Raw genomic sequence first — 13,823 nt, forward strand, 5'->3', positions numbered from 1 at the left:
CCCGGCCCCGGACCGGCTCATCCCCGCCCGATCTTCTCCAGTCCGTCGAGGTCCCCGCCGGGCAGTGGGAGTCCTGCGCCCACGGCGTTCTCGCGCAGGTGCGCGACCGATGAGGCCCCGGGGATCAGCAGGATGTTCGGGGACCGGCGCAGCAGCCACGCGAGGGCGACCGACATCTGCGGTCCCTGGAGCGGGACGGTCTCCTCACCCGCACCGCGACCGCCACGGTCTCCCACGAACTCACCGATCTCGGCCTGTCGCTCCACCAGTTGATGGGCGGCCTGAAAGGCTGGGCCGAAGAGCACATGGACCAGGTCCTGGCCAACCGCTCGGCCCACGACGCCCGGACCGGCCAGGAGTTTGGGACCGCGACCCGCGCCACTCCCCGGAAGACTTGACTGATTCGAACACGTGTTCGATAAACTGTGGGAGTGAGTCTTCTGAACGAACAGATCGAGGTCCGTTCCACCGACCGTGGAAACCCCGCCCAGTTCACCTGGCGAGGCCATACCTTCCGGGTCCGCAGGATCATCGGTGACTGGCCCGCCCGCCCCGAGGCTCCGGGCGTCCCGGCCACGCAGATCCACCTGCTCCGCGTCTCGGCCGAGTCCGAGTCGGGTCAGCCCAGCATCATCGACATCTCGCGCGACACCGCCTCGGACCGCTGGACCATGCGGCGCCAGTGGAGCTGACGCTGTGAAGTCGGCGCAGCGGGGCTGACCGAGCCGAACCACAGTGGGTGCCCGCCGGGCAGGACCCGGCGGGCACTCCTTTCGTCAGGCCCAGAGCTCGGTGGAGTGCGCGCGAACCAGACCCAGAACCCGCTCCGCGAAGGTGCGCGCGGGAATCGGGTCCAGGCGGCGGCCATCCCGCAGGCGCACGGCCGCCGCTTCCCCGACGGCCTCCTTCGCACCGATGACCGCCTGGTACGGCACCAGGCGCGCGGACCGGATCCGGGCGCCGAGACTGCCCCGGTCCGGATCGCTCAGTTCGGCGCGCAGCCCCAGTCCCTCGCACCGCTCCACCAGCGCAGCCGCGTCGGAGAACTGATCGGCGGAGACCGGGAGCACCGCGACCTGTACAGGTGCCAGCCAGGCGGGGAACGCGCCGCCGTGCACCTCGATCAGGTGGGCCATCGCCCGTTCCACGCTGCCGATCACACTCCGGTGCACCATCACCGGCCGGTGTTTGGCGCTGTCGGCCCCCACGTAGGTGAGGTCGAACCGCTCGGGCTGGTGGAAGTCCACCTGGACGGTGGAAAGGGTGAACTCCCGTCCGCCAGCGTCGGTGAACTGCACGTCGACCTTGGGCCCGTAGAAGGCCGCCTCGTCCTCGGCCCGCTCGTAGGGCAGCCCCGAGCGGTCCAGGGCCTCGGTGAGCAGTGCGGTGGCGCGCCGCCAGGCCTCCGGCGCGTCCACGTACTTGCCACCGGGGCCGGGCAGGGACAGCCGGTACCGGGTTGCGACGATGCCCATCGCGGCGTGCGCCCGCCGGATCAGGTCCAGGGCCGCACCCGCCTCGTCGGCGACCTGGTCGGGGGTGCAGAAGACGTGGGCGTCGTTGAGCTGGATCGCACGGACCCGGCCCAGCCCGCCCAGGGAGCCGGACCGCTCAGAGCGGTACATGCCACCCAGTTCGGCCATGCGCAGCGGGAGTTCGCGGTGACTGTGCGCGCGGGAGCGGAAGATCAACGCGTGGTGCGGGCACAAGCTCGGCCGCAGGACTAGCTCCTCACCCTCGTCCTCGCCGCCCGGGTCCATCGGCGGGTACATGTCGTCCCGGTAGTGGGACCAGTGCCCCGAGAGCTCGTACAGCTCCCGTTTGCCCAGCACCGGCGAGTACACGTGCCGGTACCCCGCACGGCGCTCGACGGTGCGAACGTACTCCTCCAGGGCGTGGCGTACGGCGGCCCCAGCGGGAAGCCAGTAGGGCAGCCCGGAGCCGATCAGCGGGTCGGTGTCAAACAGCTCCAGCTCGCGGCCGAGCGCCCGGTGGTCGTGTCTGGCGGTCATCGCGGTCATCTCATTCCTCCACGGATGCGGCGAAGGGCGAGTGACCGCAAGACGAAGGCCCCGGGGCACTCGCCCCGGGGCCTGGTCGAAAACACGGTTCAGCGCGCCGGGGGGTTCTCCGGCGTCGTCGTGACTGCGACTGCGGCGCGCTGCATGGGGGCCACGGTAGCAGCGGTCGGGCCGCCGATCCAGGGTTTTGCGCCCCGGCGGGGTCAGCGCTCGAAGTAGGGCACGCCCCCGGGTTCGCGGGCCCAGCGGATGCGTTCGAGGATGCGCTCGGCCATCCGGGGCAGCTCGTCCGGGGCGAACCAGGCCACGTCCAGGCTCTCGTCTTCGTCGATCCGGATCCGGCCGCCGACCGGGCGGCAGCGGAAGGCCAGATCGAGGAACTGCACCTGGTCGCCGTTGGGGTAGGTGTGCGGTTCCTGGCCGATGACGGTGGCCAGGCGCTCCACCTCGATCTCCACCCCGGTCTCCTCCCGCACCTCGCGGACCACCGCCTGGGCGGGCTGCTCCCCCGGTTCGAGGATGCCGCCGGGGGTGGCCCAGCGGCCGTCGTCGGAGCGCTGGTGCAGCAGCACCCGGCCTTCGTCGTCGAGCACCACGGCGGTCACCCCCACCAGGGGGAGGAGGTCGTGGCCGACGTGCTTGCGCAGCTTCGTGAGGAAGTCGGGAACGGGCATGGCACCGACCCTAACGCCGGAGCGGGCGGGTACCGCTGGTCAGCCGCGCCGTGCGCGGAGTGCGGCGTACTCGTGGTCGAGGACGGACATCAGGACCGCGTCGTGCCACTCACCGTCCCAGCGCAGGTGCTCGCGCCACACGCCCTCGCGGACGAAACCGGACTTGGCGTAGGACCGCTGGGCGCCGGTGTTGAAGTCGAAGACCTCCAGGGCCACCCGGTGCAGTCCGGCGGTCCCGAAGGCGTACTCCAGGACCAGGTCGGTGGCCTCGGTGCCGTAGCCCTTTCCGGCCTGCGCCATGGAGTTGAGCGCGATCCGGTAGTGCGCCTCGGCGTTGTCCGGGTCCAGGTCGATGAGCGCGCAGTCCCCGACGGCGGTGCCGTCCTCGGCGCGGATCAGCCAGTCGGCCCGGTCGTGCCGCTGCTCCCAGTCGGTGAACACCCGGAGCAGCTGCTCGGCGGTGAACTCCTGGTGGGTGCCGGTGAACCTGCGCACCTGCGGGTCCATGTCCAGCAGCGCGGGGATGAGTTCCTTGCCGTTGGCGGGGCCGAGCGGTTCCAGGCGCACACGTTCCCCGACGAGGACGGGCTGGTCGCGGAAGACGTCTGCAGGCACCATGATGGGAATCCAACCAGCGCCCCCACACGCGGGCAACGGGTTTTCGTCGGCGGGCGGCGGGTGACAGGGGGCACGAGTGGCGACCGGTACGGGCACGGTGAGTTTCCAGACCGTCCGGGAGACCAACCTGCGCACCGTCCTGCGCACCGTGCGCGAACTCGCCCCGTGCTCGCGCGCCGCCGTCGCCGTCGCCACCGGGTTGAACAAGACCACGGTATCCAGCCTGGTCACCGAGCTCATGGCGCGCGGTCTGGTCCGGGAGACCGGCGAGACCTCGCAGCGCCGGGTGGGCCGCCCGGGGGTCCTGCTGGCCCTGGACGACCGGTCGGTGGCCGCGATCGGCCTGGAGGTCAACGTCGACTACCTGTCGGTGGTGGCCGTGGACCTGCTGCACCGGGAACTGGTGCACCGGCACGTGCCTCTGGACGCCCGGTCGGCCGGGGCTCTGGACTGCGCGCACCGGATCGCGGACACCCTGCGGGAGGTCACCGAGATGTCCGAGCTGCGGGGGCGCTCGGTGGTGGGGGTGAGCGTGGCGGTTCCCGGGCTGATCGACGCCCCCTCCGGCACGGTGACGCGCGCCCCCAACCTGGGCTGGCGGGACGTCCCGCTCCGGGAGCTGCTGCGCGCCCGCCTGGCCGACTCGGTGCTGTCCGGGGCAACGGTGCTGGTGGACAACGACGCCAACCTCGGGGCCATGGCCGAGTACCGGTTCGGTCCCCTGGCCGGGCTGCCGGACCTGGTGTACGTGACCGGTGAGGTGGGCATCGGCGCGGGGGTGCTGACCAGCGGCGAACTGCTGCGCGGGGCGGGCGGTTTCGCCGGGGAGATCGGGCACTTGGAGCTGGACCCGAACGGCCCGGAGTGCTCCTGCGGGCGCCGGGGCTGCCTGGAGGCGCTGGCCGGGATCGGGGCGATCCTGCGCACGGCCCTGCCGGACCTGGTCGCGGACCGGCCGCTGTCCGGAAAGGACGTCGCCGACCTGGTGGAGGTCGCGGTGGAGCGCGCCTTGTCGGGTCAGAGCACAGCCGTGGCGGCACTGGAACGGGCCGGAACCTGGCTGGGTCGCGGGGTGGCGACCCTGGTCAACGTAGTCAATCCGGGCGCCGTGGTGCTGGGCGGCTACTTCGTGCCGATGGCGCCGTGGCTGCTCCCCCGGTGCCGCGAGGCCGCCCGTGCCCACTCCTTCGCCGAGGAGGCGGGCGGCTGCCAGGTGGAGCCCTCGGACCTGGGGATGAGCGCGGCCTCCCGGGGCGGCGCCGCCGTGATGATCCACGGCTTGGACGCGGGAGACCTGCCGCTGCCCCCGCCGCTGCCGCTGCCGTAGGAAGGCGAACGGGCCATCCGGAATCGTTCCTGCTCAGCCAGCACCAGCTGCCTGAGTTCGTCGCGTTCGTGCCGGACCGCGGCGATATCGCCCGCCGGGGTTTGAGGGTTTCGGGCCGCGATGCCCCTCTCCCCTCCAGCCCCGCAGGCCCGAGGCCGACACCCGTGGAGTCCGCATCCGCTGCGACCCCGGAGCCGCGGGCTGGCCCGGCAACTCGCACGAGCTGGTCGCGGTGTTCCCGGCCCCGCCCGTGGACGTCAAGGAACTGACCCTGCGCGCGGGCCCCTTCGGCGAGTTCGAGGAGATCCCGGTCGACTGCTGACCGCCCCCGGTCCCCGTAGCTGACCCAGAGGCCGCCGACAGCGAGCACGGTCGGCGGCCTTTCCCGTTCCTCAAGGGGTCCCCCTTGTAGCCTGGGCGCAGGAGTCCGAACGAAAGGGCCGCACACCATGACCGTGATCGAGCATGCCTCGCCCAGACCTCCCACAGAGAAGCTGAGTGTCGAACAGTTCGAGGTCATCGCCCGGGCTGCCGCCCGTGAGGACGTCACCCTCGAGTACCTCAACGGTCAGATGGAGACCCGACCCGTGCCCGACAGCGACCACAATGCGATTCTCATGTGGTTGATGCGCCAGTTCATGACCCAGCGGCCGGATCTGGACCTGAACGTCACCGGCCAGGGCCTGAAGGTCGACTCCTACCGCAAGGGCCGGGCGCGCCCGGACGGCATCCTCGCACCGGTGGACCACTTCGCCGGGCAGGGGGAGTGGGCCGATCCCACCGGGGTTCTGGCAGTCGTCGAGGTCACCTCGTGGGACTCCGACACCAACGCCCGGGACCGGGTCGGCAAGGCCCGCGCCTACGCCGCCTGTGACGTCGGTGTCTACCTGCTGGTGGACCGCGACGACGACAGCGTGACGGTCCACAGCGAGCCCGGGGGCGGCCGGTACCGCAACATCGCCAAGCTCGGCTACGGCCACACCGTAGAGATCCCCGGGGTCGGGGTCACCCTGAACACCGACGGGCTCAAGCGCTACGGGCGCTAGAACACCAGAATGAGGGCCGCCGACAGCGAGCACTGTCGGCGGCCTTTCGTGCTGAGGCGATGGCGGTGACGCCGAAGTCACCGGACCGGCTGTGCAGTGCGGTGCGGGATGAGCGAGTAGTGTCCCGCGCCCGCCGAATCCACCGGGCCGGGGTGTCAGCGGGCGCGCGGGGTTTGCGGGTATTGGTGGTCAGAGCGGGAGCCCGGTCTGGAAGATGGCCGATGAACAGCAGGCCCCGACCGCGTTCGAGAACATCTCGCTGACGCAGAACACCAGGTTCTCGGCCGTCTCGGCGGGCAGTCCGGCCAGGCGGTGCAGGTCGGCGGCCAGGTCCGCGCGCACCCACCCGGCCTGAAGAAGTTGATCACCCGATAGGAAGAGCCGATGTTCTCGTTCCCTACTGAGGCCTCCTGGCGCACGTCGTCGTACACCCAGCAGCAGAACTGCGTGGAGGTCGCCGACGCGCCGGGGCTGTCCGCTGTCCGCGACACGAAGAACCGTGGGCACGGGCACCTGGCTTTCGAGTCACCCGGGTGGCGTGCGTTCGTCGAAGGGGTACGAACGCAGGGCTGAGTCAGGGCAGAACGTAGGCCCCAGGGAAAACCTGGGGGCCTACGGGTACTCGTTCCAGGCGACACTGCACCCCGAGCCGATGGGAGCGGGAAGTAGGTCCTGCTGGCCGTAGGCGGTCAGGGATTCGGGACGTTCTCCCCTGAGAGCGGGGCGCAACCTTGGGCAGGGCTGTGCATGAGCAACCGAACTCCCCTACTTCCAGCGAAGGACTCGGACATGCACACCCCCAGCGAAGACCTCACCTTCCGCAAGTCCTCGTACAGCGACCGGAGCGACTGCGTCGAGGTCGCCGATCTGCCCGCCGGGGCCGCTGTCCGCGACACCCGGAACAGGAACCTCGGGCACCTGGTGTTCCCCTCCTCCGAGTGGTCGGCGCTCCTGGACACCGTCCGCAGGTAACCCAGCATCCGAGAAGGCCCTGGTCCGCGGATCGGGGCCTTCCGTATACCCACCTGGATTCCCTCCCGCTGCGCCGTGTCCGTTGACAATTAGTTGTGCCTCTAGACAAACTGTTGCCGTCCGGCATCCGCCACGGACCGACCCCCAGGGAGCGCGCATGACCGACTACCGGCCCACCCCCGAGGACCGCTTCACCTTCGGCCTGTGGACCGTGGGCTGGAGGGGCGTCAACACCTTCGGCGACCCCGTCCGGCCCCCGCTCGACCCGGTCGAGGCGGTCCGCCGCCTCGCCGAACTCGGCGCCTACGGCGTCACCTTCCACGACGACGACCTCATCCCGCCCGGCAGCACGCCCGCCGAGCGCGACGCGATCCTCCAGCGGTTCCGGGGCGCCCTGGACGAGACCGGGCTGGCCGTCCCCATGGTCACCACCAACCTGTTCACCCACCCGGCCTTCCGCGACGGCGGCTTCACCTCCAACAGCCGGGACGTGCGCCGGTACGCCCTGCGCAAGGTCATCCGCAACATCGACCTCGCCGCGTCGATGGGCGCGAAGACCTACGTGTGCTGGGGCGGCCAGGACGGCGCCGAGACCGAGGCGGGCAAGGACGACCACGCCGCCCTGGACCGGCTGCGCGAGGCCTTCGACCTGCTGTGCTCCTACGTCCGGGAGCAGGGCTACGACCTGCGTTTTGCGATCGAGCCCAAGCCCAACGAGCCGCGCGGCGACGTCCTCCTGCCCACGGTCGGCCACGCTCTGGCCTTCATCAACGAGCTCCAGCACCCCGAGATGGTCGGGGTGAACCCGGAGGTCGGCCACGAGCAGATGGCCGGGCTGAACTTCGCACACGGCGTCGCCCAGGCCCTGTGGGCGGGCAAGCTCTTCCACATCGACCTCAACGGCCAGCGCGGCGTCAAGTACGACCAGGACCTGCGCTTCGGCGCGGGCGACGTCAAGGAAGCCTTCTTCCTGGTGGACCTGCTGGAGCGCTCCGGTTACGAGGGCCCCCGCCACTTCGACTTCAAGCCGCCCCGCACCGAGGACATGTCCGGGGTCTGGGAGTCAGCGGCGGGCTGCATGCGCAACTACCTCATCCTCAAGGAGAAGGCCGCGGCCTTCCGGGCCGACCCCGAGGTGGCCGCCGCCCTGGCCGCCGCCCGGGTCCCCGAGCTGGCCGAGCCCACGCTGTCCGCGGGTGAGAGCGTCGCGGACCTGCTCAAGGAGGAAATCGACCTGGAGGCCGTCGGCCGGCGGGGCTACCACTTCGAGCGGCTGGACCAGCTCGCCCTGGAGCACCTGTTCGGTACCCGCTGAGCGCGGAGCCCTCCCCGACCCCTCGCCCCGGGCCGCATGCCGGTGCGCCCGGAGCGGGCTGGGAGCGCCCCGGGACGGTGTACCGCCGCCCCGGGGCGCTGGGGGCTCAGGCGAGCTGAGCTGTCGGGGTCTACCGGCTACCGGAGAGGTAGCGCTCCGCTTTGCCGCAGTGCCGCGCTCCCGCCCGGCGACACCGCGAACAGTGAAGCGGGCCGAGCTCAGCCCTCCGCCGTGCCGGGCCCCTCCGACTCCCCCGGCTCCTCCACCCGAATCGTGCCGGAGGACCCGTCGATGGTGATGGTCTGGCCGTCACGGACCAGATCGGTGACCCCGGGAACGCAGATCACGCAGGGGATGCCGTACTCACGGGCGACGGTCGGCCCGTGCGCCACAATCGACCCGGTCTCCACGACCAGCCCCCCGGCGGTCATGAACAGCGGCGTCCACCCGGGGTCGGTGGTGGGCGCGACCAGGATCTCCCCGGGGGCCAGCACCGCTCCCGCGGGGTCGCGCACCACCCTGGCCACCCCGGTCGCGGTCCCGGGGGAGGCCGCCACCCCTGTCAGTGCCCCCTCCGGTCCCTCTCCCCCGGAGAGGGGAGGCAGCGCCGCCGTCAGGTCGGTCCCGTCCGAGAGCAGGAGCTGCGGCACCCGGCGGCGGCCGAGCTCACGCCGGTACTCGGCCCTGCGCTCCGCCACCAGCCCGCGCAGGTCGGCCCCGTCCAGCAGGTCGTGGACCTCGTCGAAGTCCAGGAACACCACGTCGTCGGCCCGGTCGATCCGCCCCTGTCCGGCCAGTTCCGCGCCCACCAGCAGCATCTGGCGGCGCACCTGGGCCAGCGCGTACAGCCACACGAACTTGGGGTACTCCCGCAGCCCCGACAGCTCGCGCGCCCGGTCGAGCAGGAAGGCGGTCAGCCGCGCGCGGACCGGGCTGGTCGCGGCGAGCCTGCGCACGAGCTCGTCGCGCGTCCGGACGGCCCGCTCGGCCGCGGCGGCGAACCTGCGCTCCGGTGACTGCTCCGGACCGCTCACCCGGAGATAGTTCGCGATAGCGGAGAACACCGGCGCCGGGTCCTCGGCCCATCTCGGCACACCCGCGTCGATCTCGGCGGCACCGCGGTGCCCGTACCGGGTGAGGAAACCGGTGAGCCCGATGTCCGGCAGGTCCCCTGACAGGTAGCGTTCGGCCAACTCCCGCGGCGGCGTGCGCGTCAGCAGTTCCCGGTGCTCCCCGGCCCGCTCCGCCACCCGCCACAGCTCCAGGTCCATGGTGGTCGTGACGTTGTGCGGCATCCCGCCGAGGACCGCCGCGACCTCCGACGGCTCCGCGACCCCGCTGAGCAGGTACTCGGGCAGCTTCGCGGCGGTCAGGCCCGCGTACAGGGGGCCGAGCATGGGCAGCATCAGCTCCGACAGCACCGGGGCCTGCAGGTGCCGGGCGTGCTCCACCCGGTCCCGGGCCGCCACCACCCGCTCCGGGGTCCGCCGCGTACCGGCCCGTGCCCGCTCCCCGAGAGCGAACATCCTTTCCCTGGTCCGAGCCGGGTCCCACAGCGCGAGGGCCGCGCCCGCCGCGACCTTCGCCAGCACCGGCGCGAGCGCCCGCGCACCGCGCAGCACGACCTCGGCCCGGACGGAACGCCCGGGCCTGGGCGCGAACCGCGGATCGTCCAGCAGGTGCTGGAGCGCACGGACCGCCCCGGGACCGTAGATGCCGAGCGCCCCGGGCACCATAGCGCGCGTCCTGGGGTTCCGGACCAGGGCGGTCAGGTCCAGGTAGAGTCGCCCGCCCGCGTTCACCAACCAGGCGTCCAGCCCCGACGCCCCCTTTCCTGACAGCGAGGAGAACCAGTCCCGGGACGCCTCCGTGAGGGCGGCGAAGCCCAACGGGGTGAACGGCCTGAGCATGCCCTGCATGTGGCCGCCCTCCAGGTAGAGACCGGGGCCGTCGGCGCGGCTCGGCGGCAGCGGGAAGAGCGTGGTGATCGCCCGGGACTGCAGGACCCACAGGGTCCCGTCCCGGTCGACGGCCCACTCGACGTCCTGGGGCGAGCCGAAGCGGGCCTGCAACCGCTCTCCCAGGGCACGGAGCGCCGCCACCTCGTCCGGTGCCAGGCAGCCGCCGCCGGGCCCCTCGGTGCCTCCGTCCGGCCGCACCACGTAGTGGTCGGGGTCGGCCGTGCCGTCGACGACCGCGGTTCCCAGGCCGGGCACCGCGTCCAGGACGGTCTCCCCGCGGGTGCCGGTCACCGGGTTGGCGGTGAAGAGCACGCCCGCCGCCCGGGGGTCGACCATGCGCTGCACGACCACCGCCATGTGCACGGACGCGTCGTCGATCCCCCGGTCCCGGCGGTAGGCGCGGGCACGGTCGCTCCCGAGGGAGTCCCAACAGCGGCGTACCGCCGCGACCAGTTCGTCCACGCCCTCCACGTTCAGGTAGGTGTCCTGCTGCCCGGCGAAGGAGGCGTCCGGAAGGTCCTCGGCGGTGGCGCTGGAGCGCACCGCGACCCGGCCGCCGCCCAGCGCCTCGTAGGCCGCCGCCACCTCCTCCCGGGGCACCTCGCCCGACCGGTGGGCCTCGGTGGTGACGCAGAACCCGGCCGGGACGCGCTCACCCGCCCGGATCGCCTCCGCCAGTCCGGCGGCCTTGCCGCCGACCAGGCCGGTCAGGTCGCTCAAGCCGGTATCGATCCGGTCCAGTGCCAGCACGCGCACGGTTTGCCGCCCCTCACTCGTCTCCCTGGTCCCGCTGCCTCGTCCGGGATCCATCCTGCATCCCGGAACCGGATACGGACAGGGGGGCGCGCGATCGGGAACGGTGCGCGGAACGGAGCTCAGGAGGCTCCCAGGACCAGCTCCGACACGGCGGTACCGGCGTCTTCGAGGACCACGTACAGGTCGCGCATCCCCGAGGCACCGCGGACCTGGGTACGGATCTCGGTGAAGTCGTGGACACCGGCGCTCGCGGGGATCGCGGCCTCCGCGGCGACCTCGCCCCTGACCGGGTCGTCCAGGCGCAGCCGGACGGTGGCCGCCCGGGGCGCGTTGGCCCTCAACCGGAGTTCGGTCGCGCCGCCGCCGAGGTCCACGTCCCGGTAGGCCGCCCACGCCCCGCAGGCCCGGGCGCGCACCGCGTCCCCGGGCACCGTGTCCGCCGCGCCGTCGGGCGCGGGTTCGGGGCTGACCGGGCACAGCCGCACACCGGAGGCGTCGTCGTAGCGGTCCGCCGACCACGCGGTGAAGGCGTCGCGGGGCGGGATCGGCTCCCCGGGCACGTTCAGGGGAGCGGTGGCGACCACGTCCAGGGCCGATCGCCCCACCAGGACCTCCCTGGGCGCCTCCTCCACCACGAAGCGGTCCCCGATGGTGTCCCAGACCGCCAGCTGTTCCACGTCGAAGGAGACCGAGGCGGTCTCGGTCCGGCCCGGCCCGATCCGCAGGCGGGCGTAACCGCGAAGGGACCGGGAGGGCTGGCGCACCCTGGACGCCGTCTGCCTCGTGTAGACCTGCACGACCTCCTCGGCCGTCCGGTCCCCGGTGTTGGTGACGGGCACCTCGACGGTGACCCTGCCGTCGCGGACCTCCACTTCGGCCGTCCCGTACTCGACCGACGCGTACCCCAGGCCGTGCCCGAAGGGGTAGAGCGGGTTCCCGCCGAAGTAAAGGTAGGTCCCGCCCGAGGTGATGACGTCGTAGTCCAGCAGGTCCGGGAGGTCGTCCGTGCCCCGGTACCAGGTCTGGGTGAGGCGTCCCCCGGGCTCCGCGCGGCCCAGGAGGACGTCGGCGAGCGCCCGCCCGTACTCCTGGCCGCCGTGCGCCGACCACACGATCGCCCGGACGTGCTCGTCCGCCCAGGTCACGGCGTACGGGTATCCGCTGCTCAGGACCAGGACGGTGTCCGGGTTGGCCTCATGCACGGCCCGCAGCACCCGCTCCTGGCCCGAGGGCAGGTCCAGGTCTGCCCGGTCCTCCGTCTCCCGGCCGTTGACCATGGGGTGGTCGCCCGCGACCACCACCGCGACGTCGGCCCGGGCCGCCGCCTCGGCGGCCGCGCGGACACCCGTTCCCAGGCCGCCGACCCGGAAGACGGTTCCCTCCGCGTCCCCGGCACCGAGCCGGAGGGCGCCGTCCTCCGCGACCTCGACGCGGCGGCCCGTGTGCACCTGGGTGAGCCGGACCCGGTCGGGCGCGGACCAGCTCAGCCGGAAGGTCTGCCGGACCTCCCAAGTACCCGGCCCGGGAGCGGTGCAGGCCAGGTCGTCCCCCGGGGCCTCGTCCACGTGGAGTCCGTTGGCCGCCGAGCGCAGGGCGTACGCGCCGCCGCCCCAGTCGAGGAGGTCGAAGAGTCCGGCCGGGCCGGTGCCGTTCCCCGGCTTCCCGGTCCCCTCTCCGTCGGAGGCGTCGGCCACCCGGAGCAGTCCGTCGGCGTCCAGCGCCACCCGCCCCGTGTCGGTCTCCAGGGTGATGCGGTCGACCCCCTCCTCGAACTCGACCTCGCAGTGCTCGGCCAGCCCCTCCCGCGCGGTGACCGCGTAGGGGAGGGTGCCGCTGTACCAGTCCTCCAGGACGGTGTCACCGAGCTGGCCGATCACGGCGACCCGCGACGCCGCCCGCAGCGGCAGGAGCCCGTCGTTGCGGAGCAGGGTGACCGACCGGGTCGCGGCCTCCCGCGCCAGGGCCCGGTGCTCGGGGCAGTTCACGGCTTCCTCGGGGACCTCGCCGTGGGCAGGTTCGGGGTCGAACTCGCCCAGGCGGACCCGGACGGAGAGCACGTTGCGCGCCGCCTCGTCCACGTCCTCCTGCCCGATCAGCCCCCGGTCGAGGGCCTCCCGCAGGTGGGCGAGAGTGGCCTCGGGCCGGTCGTCGTCCTGGGTGAAGCTGTCCAGCCCGGCGCGCAGGGCGTGTGCGTAGGCGGTGGGACCGTCGGGATGGAACCCCTGGAGCCCGAAGAGGTTGGCCGGGGCGTGGGCGTCGCTGACCACGAGGATCCGTCCGGGCGCCGCGGGGCGCAGCACCCGGTTGATGAGCGGGCTCAGGTGCGCGGGCCTGCCGTTGACCAGGTTGTAGGAGGGCATGACCGCGACTGCGGCGCCCTCCCTGAGCGCGGGCAGGTGGGCGGGCAGCTCGTACTCGCGCAGGACGCGGGGCGGCAGGTCGCTGGAGGTGGTGCAGCGGTCGGTCTCGTTGTTGTAGCCGAGGAAGTGCTTGATCGTGGGCGCCGTACGCGGACGCGGGCCGTCCCCGGACAGTCCCCTGGCGTAGGCGGCGGCGAGGAGCCCGGTGAGCCACGGGTCCTCGGAGTAGCCCTCCTCGTTGCGCCCCCACCGGGGGTCCCTCAGCGGGTTGACCACCGGGGCCCACACGTTGGGCCCGGCCGCGGGGTCCCTGCGCCGGACGGCCAGCAGCTCGGTGGCGGTGGCCTCGCCGACCCGGCGGAGCAGGGCCGGGTCCCAGCTGGCGGCCAGCCCGAGGGCCTGGGGGGAAGACCGTGGCCTCGCCGAGCCAGGCCAGTCCGTGGAGCGCCTCGGTACCGGTCCGGAACCCGGTGAGGCCCAGCCGTTCGATCGGTGCCTGGTACTGGTGCAGCAGGCCCAGGCGTTCCTGGGGGGTCATGCTCCGGAGCAGGTCCTCGACCCGGTCCTCGATGCTCTCAGGGGTATGGCGGGGGGTGCTCATCAGGGCTTTCTCCCAGCTCGGACCGGGCCGCTCCGTATCAAAATCGAATCGCTTCGACTCTGAGCCGCAGAGGCCTTGTGTGCTAGATCACGTTGGAGTAATTTGACTCTCCGATAGAACAACTAAATTCATATCAAAATGGTCTAGCGTTTCCTACCCCCGGGCATTGACG

Annotated in this window: 13 protein-coding genes and 1 pseudogene; 7 read left to right on the forward strand and 7 right to left on the reverse strand. The window is 72.4% G+C overall.

The features are described 5' to 3' along the window. Positions 1 to 17 precede the first annotated feature (17 nt). Positions 18 to 266, reverse strand: coding sequence for a hypothetical protein (locus tag HNR07_RS36160; protein ID WP_376769936.1), 249 nt, complete (start codon positions 264 to 266; stop codon positions 18 to 20). On the opposite strand from HNR07_RS36160, the gene HNR07_RS22015 reads away from it, so the two are divergent. Together HNR07_RS22015 and HNR07_RS22020 are read left to right on the forward strand one after the other, a co-directional pair. Continuing rightward, positions 186 to 398: a winged helix-turn-helix transcriptional regulator gene (locus tag HNR07_RS22015; RefSeq protein ID WP_246421144.1), complete on the forward strand. Its 213-nt coding sequence runs from the start codon at positions 186 to 188 to the stop codon at positions 396 to 398. The genes HNR07_RS36160 and HNR07_RS22015 overlap by 81 nt on opposite strands. 33 nt (positions 399 to 431) lie before the next feature. Beyond that, on the forward strand, positions 432 to 692 hold the full coding sequence (locus HNR07_RS22020) for a DUF6504 family protein (RefSeq protein ID WP_184366633.1): 261 nt from the start codon (positions 432 to 434) through the stop codon (positions 690 to 692). 84 nt (positions 693 to 776) lie between these two features. On the opposite strand, the gene thrS is transcribed toward HNR07_RS22020, so the two are convergent. From thrS to HNR07_RS22035, 3 genes are all read right to left on the reverse strand, one after another. Beyond that, positions 777 to 2,021 (reverse strand): threonine--tRNA ligase, encoded by a 1,245-nt coding sequence (gene thrS / locus HNR07_RS22025; RefSeq protein ID WP_246420441.1) that lies wholly within the window; start codon positions 2,019 to 2,021, stop codon positions 777 to 779. A gap of 203 nt (positions 2,022 to 2,224) precedes the next feature. Then, entirely contained in the window at positions 2,225 to 2,695 is a 471-nt protein-coding gene (locus HNR07_RS22030) for an NUDIX hydrolase (RefSeq protein WP_184366634.1), read from the reverse strand. A 39-nt stretch (positions 2,696 to 2,734) separates the two neighbouring features. Beyond that, a complete protein-coding gene (locus tag HNR07_RS22035) occupies positions 2,735 to 3,313 on the reverse strand; it encodes a GNAT family N-acetyltransferase (RefSeq protein WP_184366635.1) in 579 nt (192 codons plus the stop codon). Between the two features lie 76 nt (positions 3,314 to 3,389). On the opposite strand from HNR07_RS22035, the gene HNR07_RS22040 reads away from it, so the two are divergent. Both HNR07_RS22040 and HNR07_RS22045 read left to right on the forward strand, forming a co-directional pair. Next, on the forward strand, positions 3,390 to 4,640 hold the full coding sequence (locus tag HNR07_RS22040) for an ROK family transcriptional regulator (RefSeq protein ID WP_184366636.1): 1,251 nt from the start codon (positions 3,390 to 3,392) through the stop codon (positions 4,638 to 4,640). Positions 4,641 to 5,089: 449 nt separating this feature from the next. Then, positions 5,090 to 5,686, forward strand: coding sequence for a Uma2 family endonuclease (locus HNR07_RS22045; protein ID WP_184366637.1), 597 nt, complete (start codon positions 5,090 to 5,092; stop codon positions 5,684 to 5,686). A 189-nt stretch (positions 5,687 to 5,875) separates the two neighbouring features. Here HNR07_RS22045 and HNR07_RS22050 read toward each other — a convergent pair whose 3' ends face one another. Further along, positions 5,876 to 6,028 (reverse strand): ATP-binding protein, encoded by a 153-nt coding sequence (locus HNR07_RS22050; RefSeq protein WP_246420444.1) that lies wholly within the window; start codon positions 6,026 to 6,028, stop codon positions 5,876 to 5,878. 42 nt (positions 6,029 to 6,070) lie between these two features. On the opposite strand from HNR07_RS22050, the gene HNR07_RS22055 reads away from it, so the two are divergent. The 3 genes from HNR07_RS22055 to xylA all read left to right on the forward strand — a co-directional run bounded on the left by HNR07_RS22055 (position 6,071) and on the right by xylA (position 7,973). Continuing rightward, positions 6,071 to 6,259 (forward strand): DUF397 domain-containing protein, encoded by a 189-nt coding sequence (locus HNR07_RS22055; protein WP_184366638.1) that lies wholly within the window; start codon positions 6,071 to 6,073, stop codon positions 6,257 to 6,259. Between the two features lie 216 nt (positions 6,260 to 6,475). Further along, complete coding sequence (locus HNR07_RS22060) at positions 6,476 to 6,658, forward strand: DUF397 domain-containing protein (RefSeq protein WP_184366639.1); 183 nt, start codon at positions 6,476 to 6,478, stop codon at positions 6,656 to 6,658. A 157-nt stretch (positions 6,659 to 6,815) separates the two neighbouring features. Next, positions 6,816 to 7,973 (forward strand): xylose isomerase, encoded by a 1,158-nt coding sequence (xylA, locus tag HNR07_RS22065; protein WP_184366640.1) that lies wholly within the window; start codon positions 6,816 to 6,818, stop codon positions 7,971 to 7,973. Between the two features lie 218 nt (positions 7,974 to 8,191). On the opposite strand, the gene HNR07_RS22070 is transcribed toward xylA, so the two are convergent. Together HNR07_RS22070 and HNR07_RS22075 are read right to left on the reverse strand one after the other, a co-directional pair. Beyond that, positions 8,192 to 10,690 (reverse strand): PEP/pyruvate-binding domain-containing protein, encoded by a 2,499-nt coding sequence (locus HNR07_RS22070; RefSeq protein ID WP_184366641.1) that lies wholly within the window; start codon positions 10,688 to 10,690, stop codon positions 8,192 to 8,194. Positions 10,691 to 10,809: 119 nt separating this feature from the next. Continuing rightward, a pseudogene (locus HNR07_RS22075) lies at positions 10,810 to 13,651 on the reverse strand (glycoside hydrolase family 3 C-terminal domain-containing protein). Positions 13,652 to 13,823: the final 172 nt, after the last annotated feature.

The sequence above is a fragment of the Nocardiopsis metallicus genome, from assembly GCF_014201115.1.
In the GTDB taxonomy this organism is placed as follows: domain Bacteria; phylum Actinomycetota; class Actinomycetes; order Streptosporangiales; family Streptosporangiaceae; genus Nocardiopsis; species Nocardiopsis metallicus.

Bases quoted from the DNA above. Each gene is read 5' to 3' on its own strand.
- xylA (WP_184366640.1), top strand. From the start codon at position 6,816: ATGACCGACTACCGGCCCACCCCCGAGGACCGCTTCACCTTCGGCCTG.
- HNR07_RS22045 (WP_184366637.1), top strand. From the start codon at position 5,090: ATGACCGTGATCGAGCATGCCTCGCCCAGACCTCCCACAGAGAAGCTG.
- HNR07_RS22055 (WP_184366638.1), top strand. From the start codon at position 6,071: ATGTTCTCGTTCCCTACTGAGGCCTCCTGGCGCACGTCGTCGTACACC.
- HNR07_RS22030 (WP_184366634.1), bottom strand. From the start codon at position 2,695: ATGCCCGTTCCCGACTTCCTCACGAAGCTGCGCAAGCACGTCGGCCAC.
- HNR07_RS22060 (WP_184366639.1), top strand. From the start codon at position 6,476: ATGCACACCCCCAGCGAAGACCTCACCTTCCGCAAGTCCTCGTACAGC.
- thrS (WP_246420441.1), bottom strand. From the start codon at position 2,021: ATGACCGCGATGACCGCCAGACACGACCACCGGGCGCTCGGCCGCGAG.
- HNR07_RS22035 (WP_184366635.1), bottom strand. From the start codon at position 3,313: ATGGTGCCTGCAGACGTCTTCCGCGACCAGCCCGTCCTCGTCGGGGAA.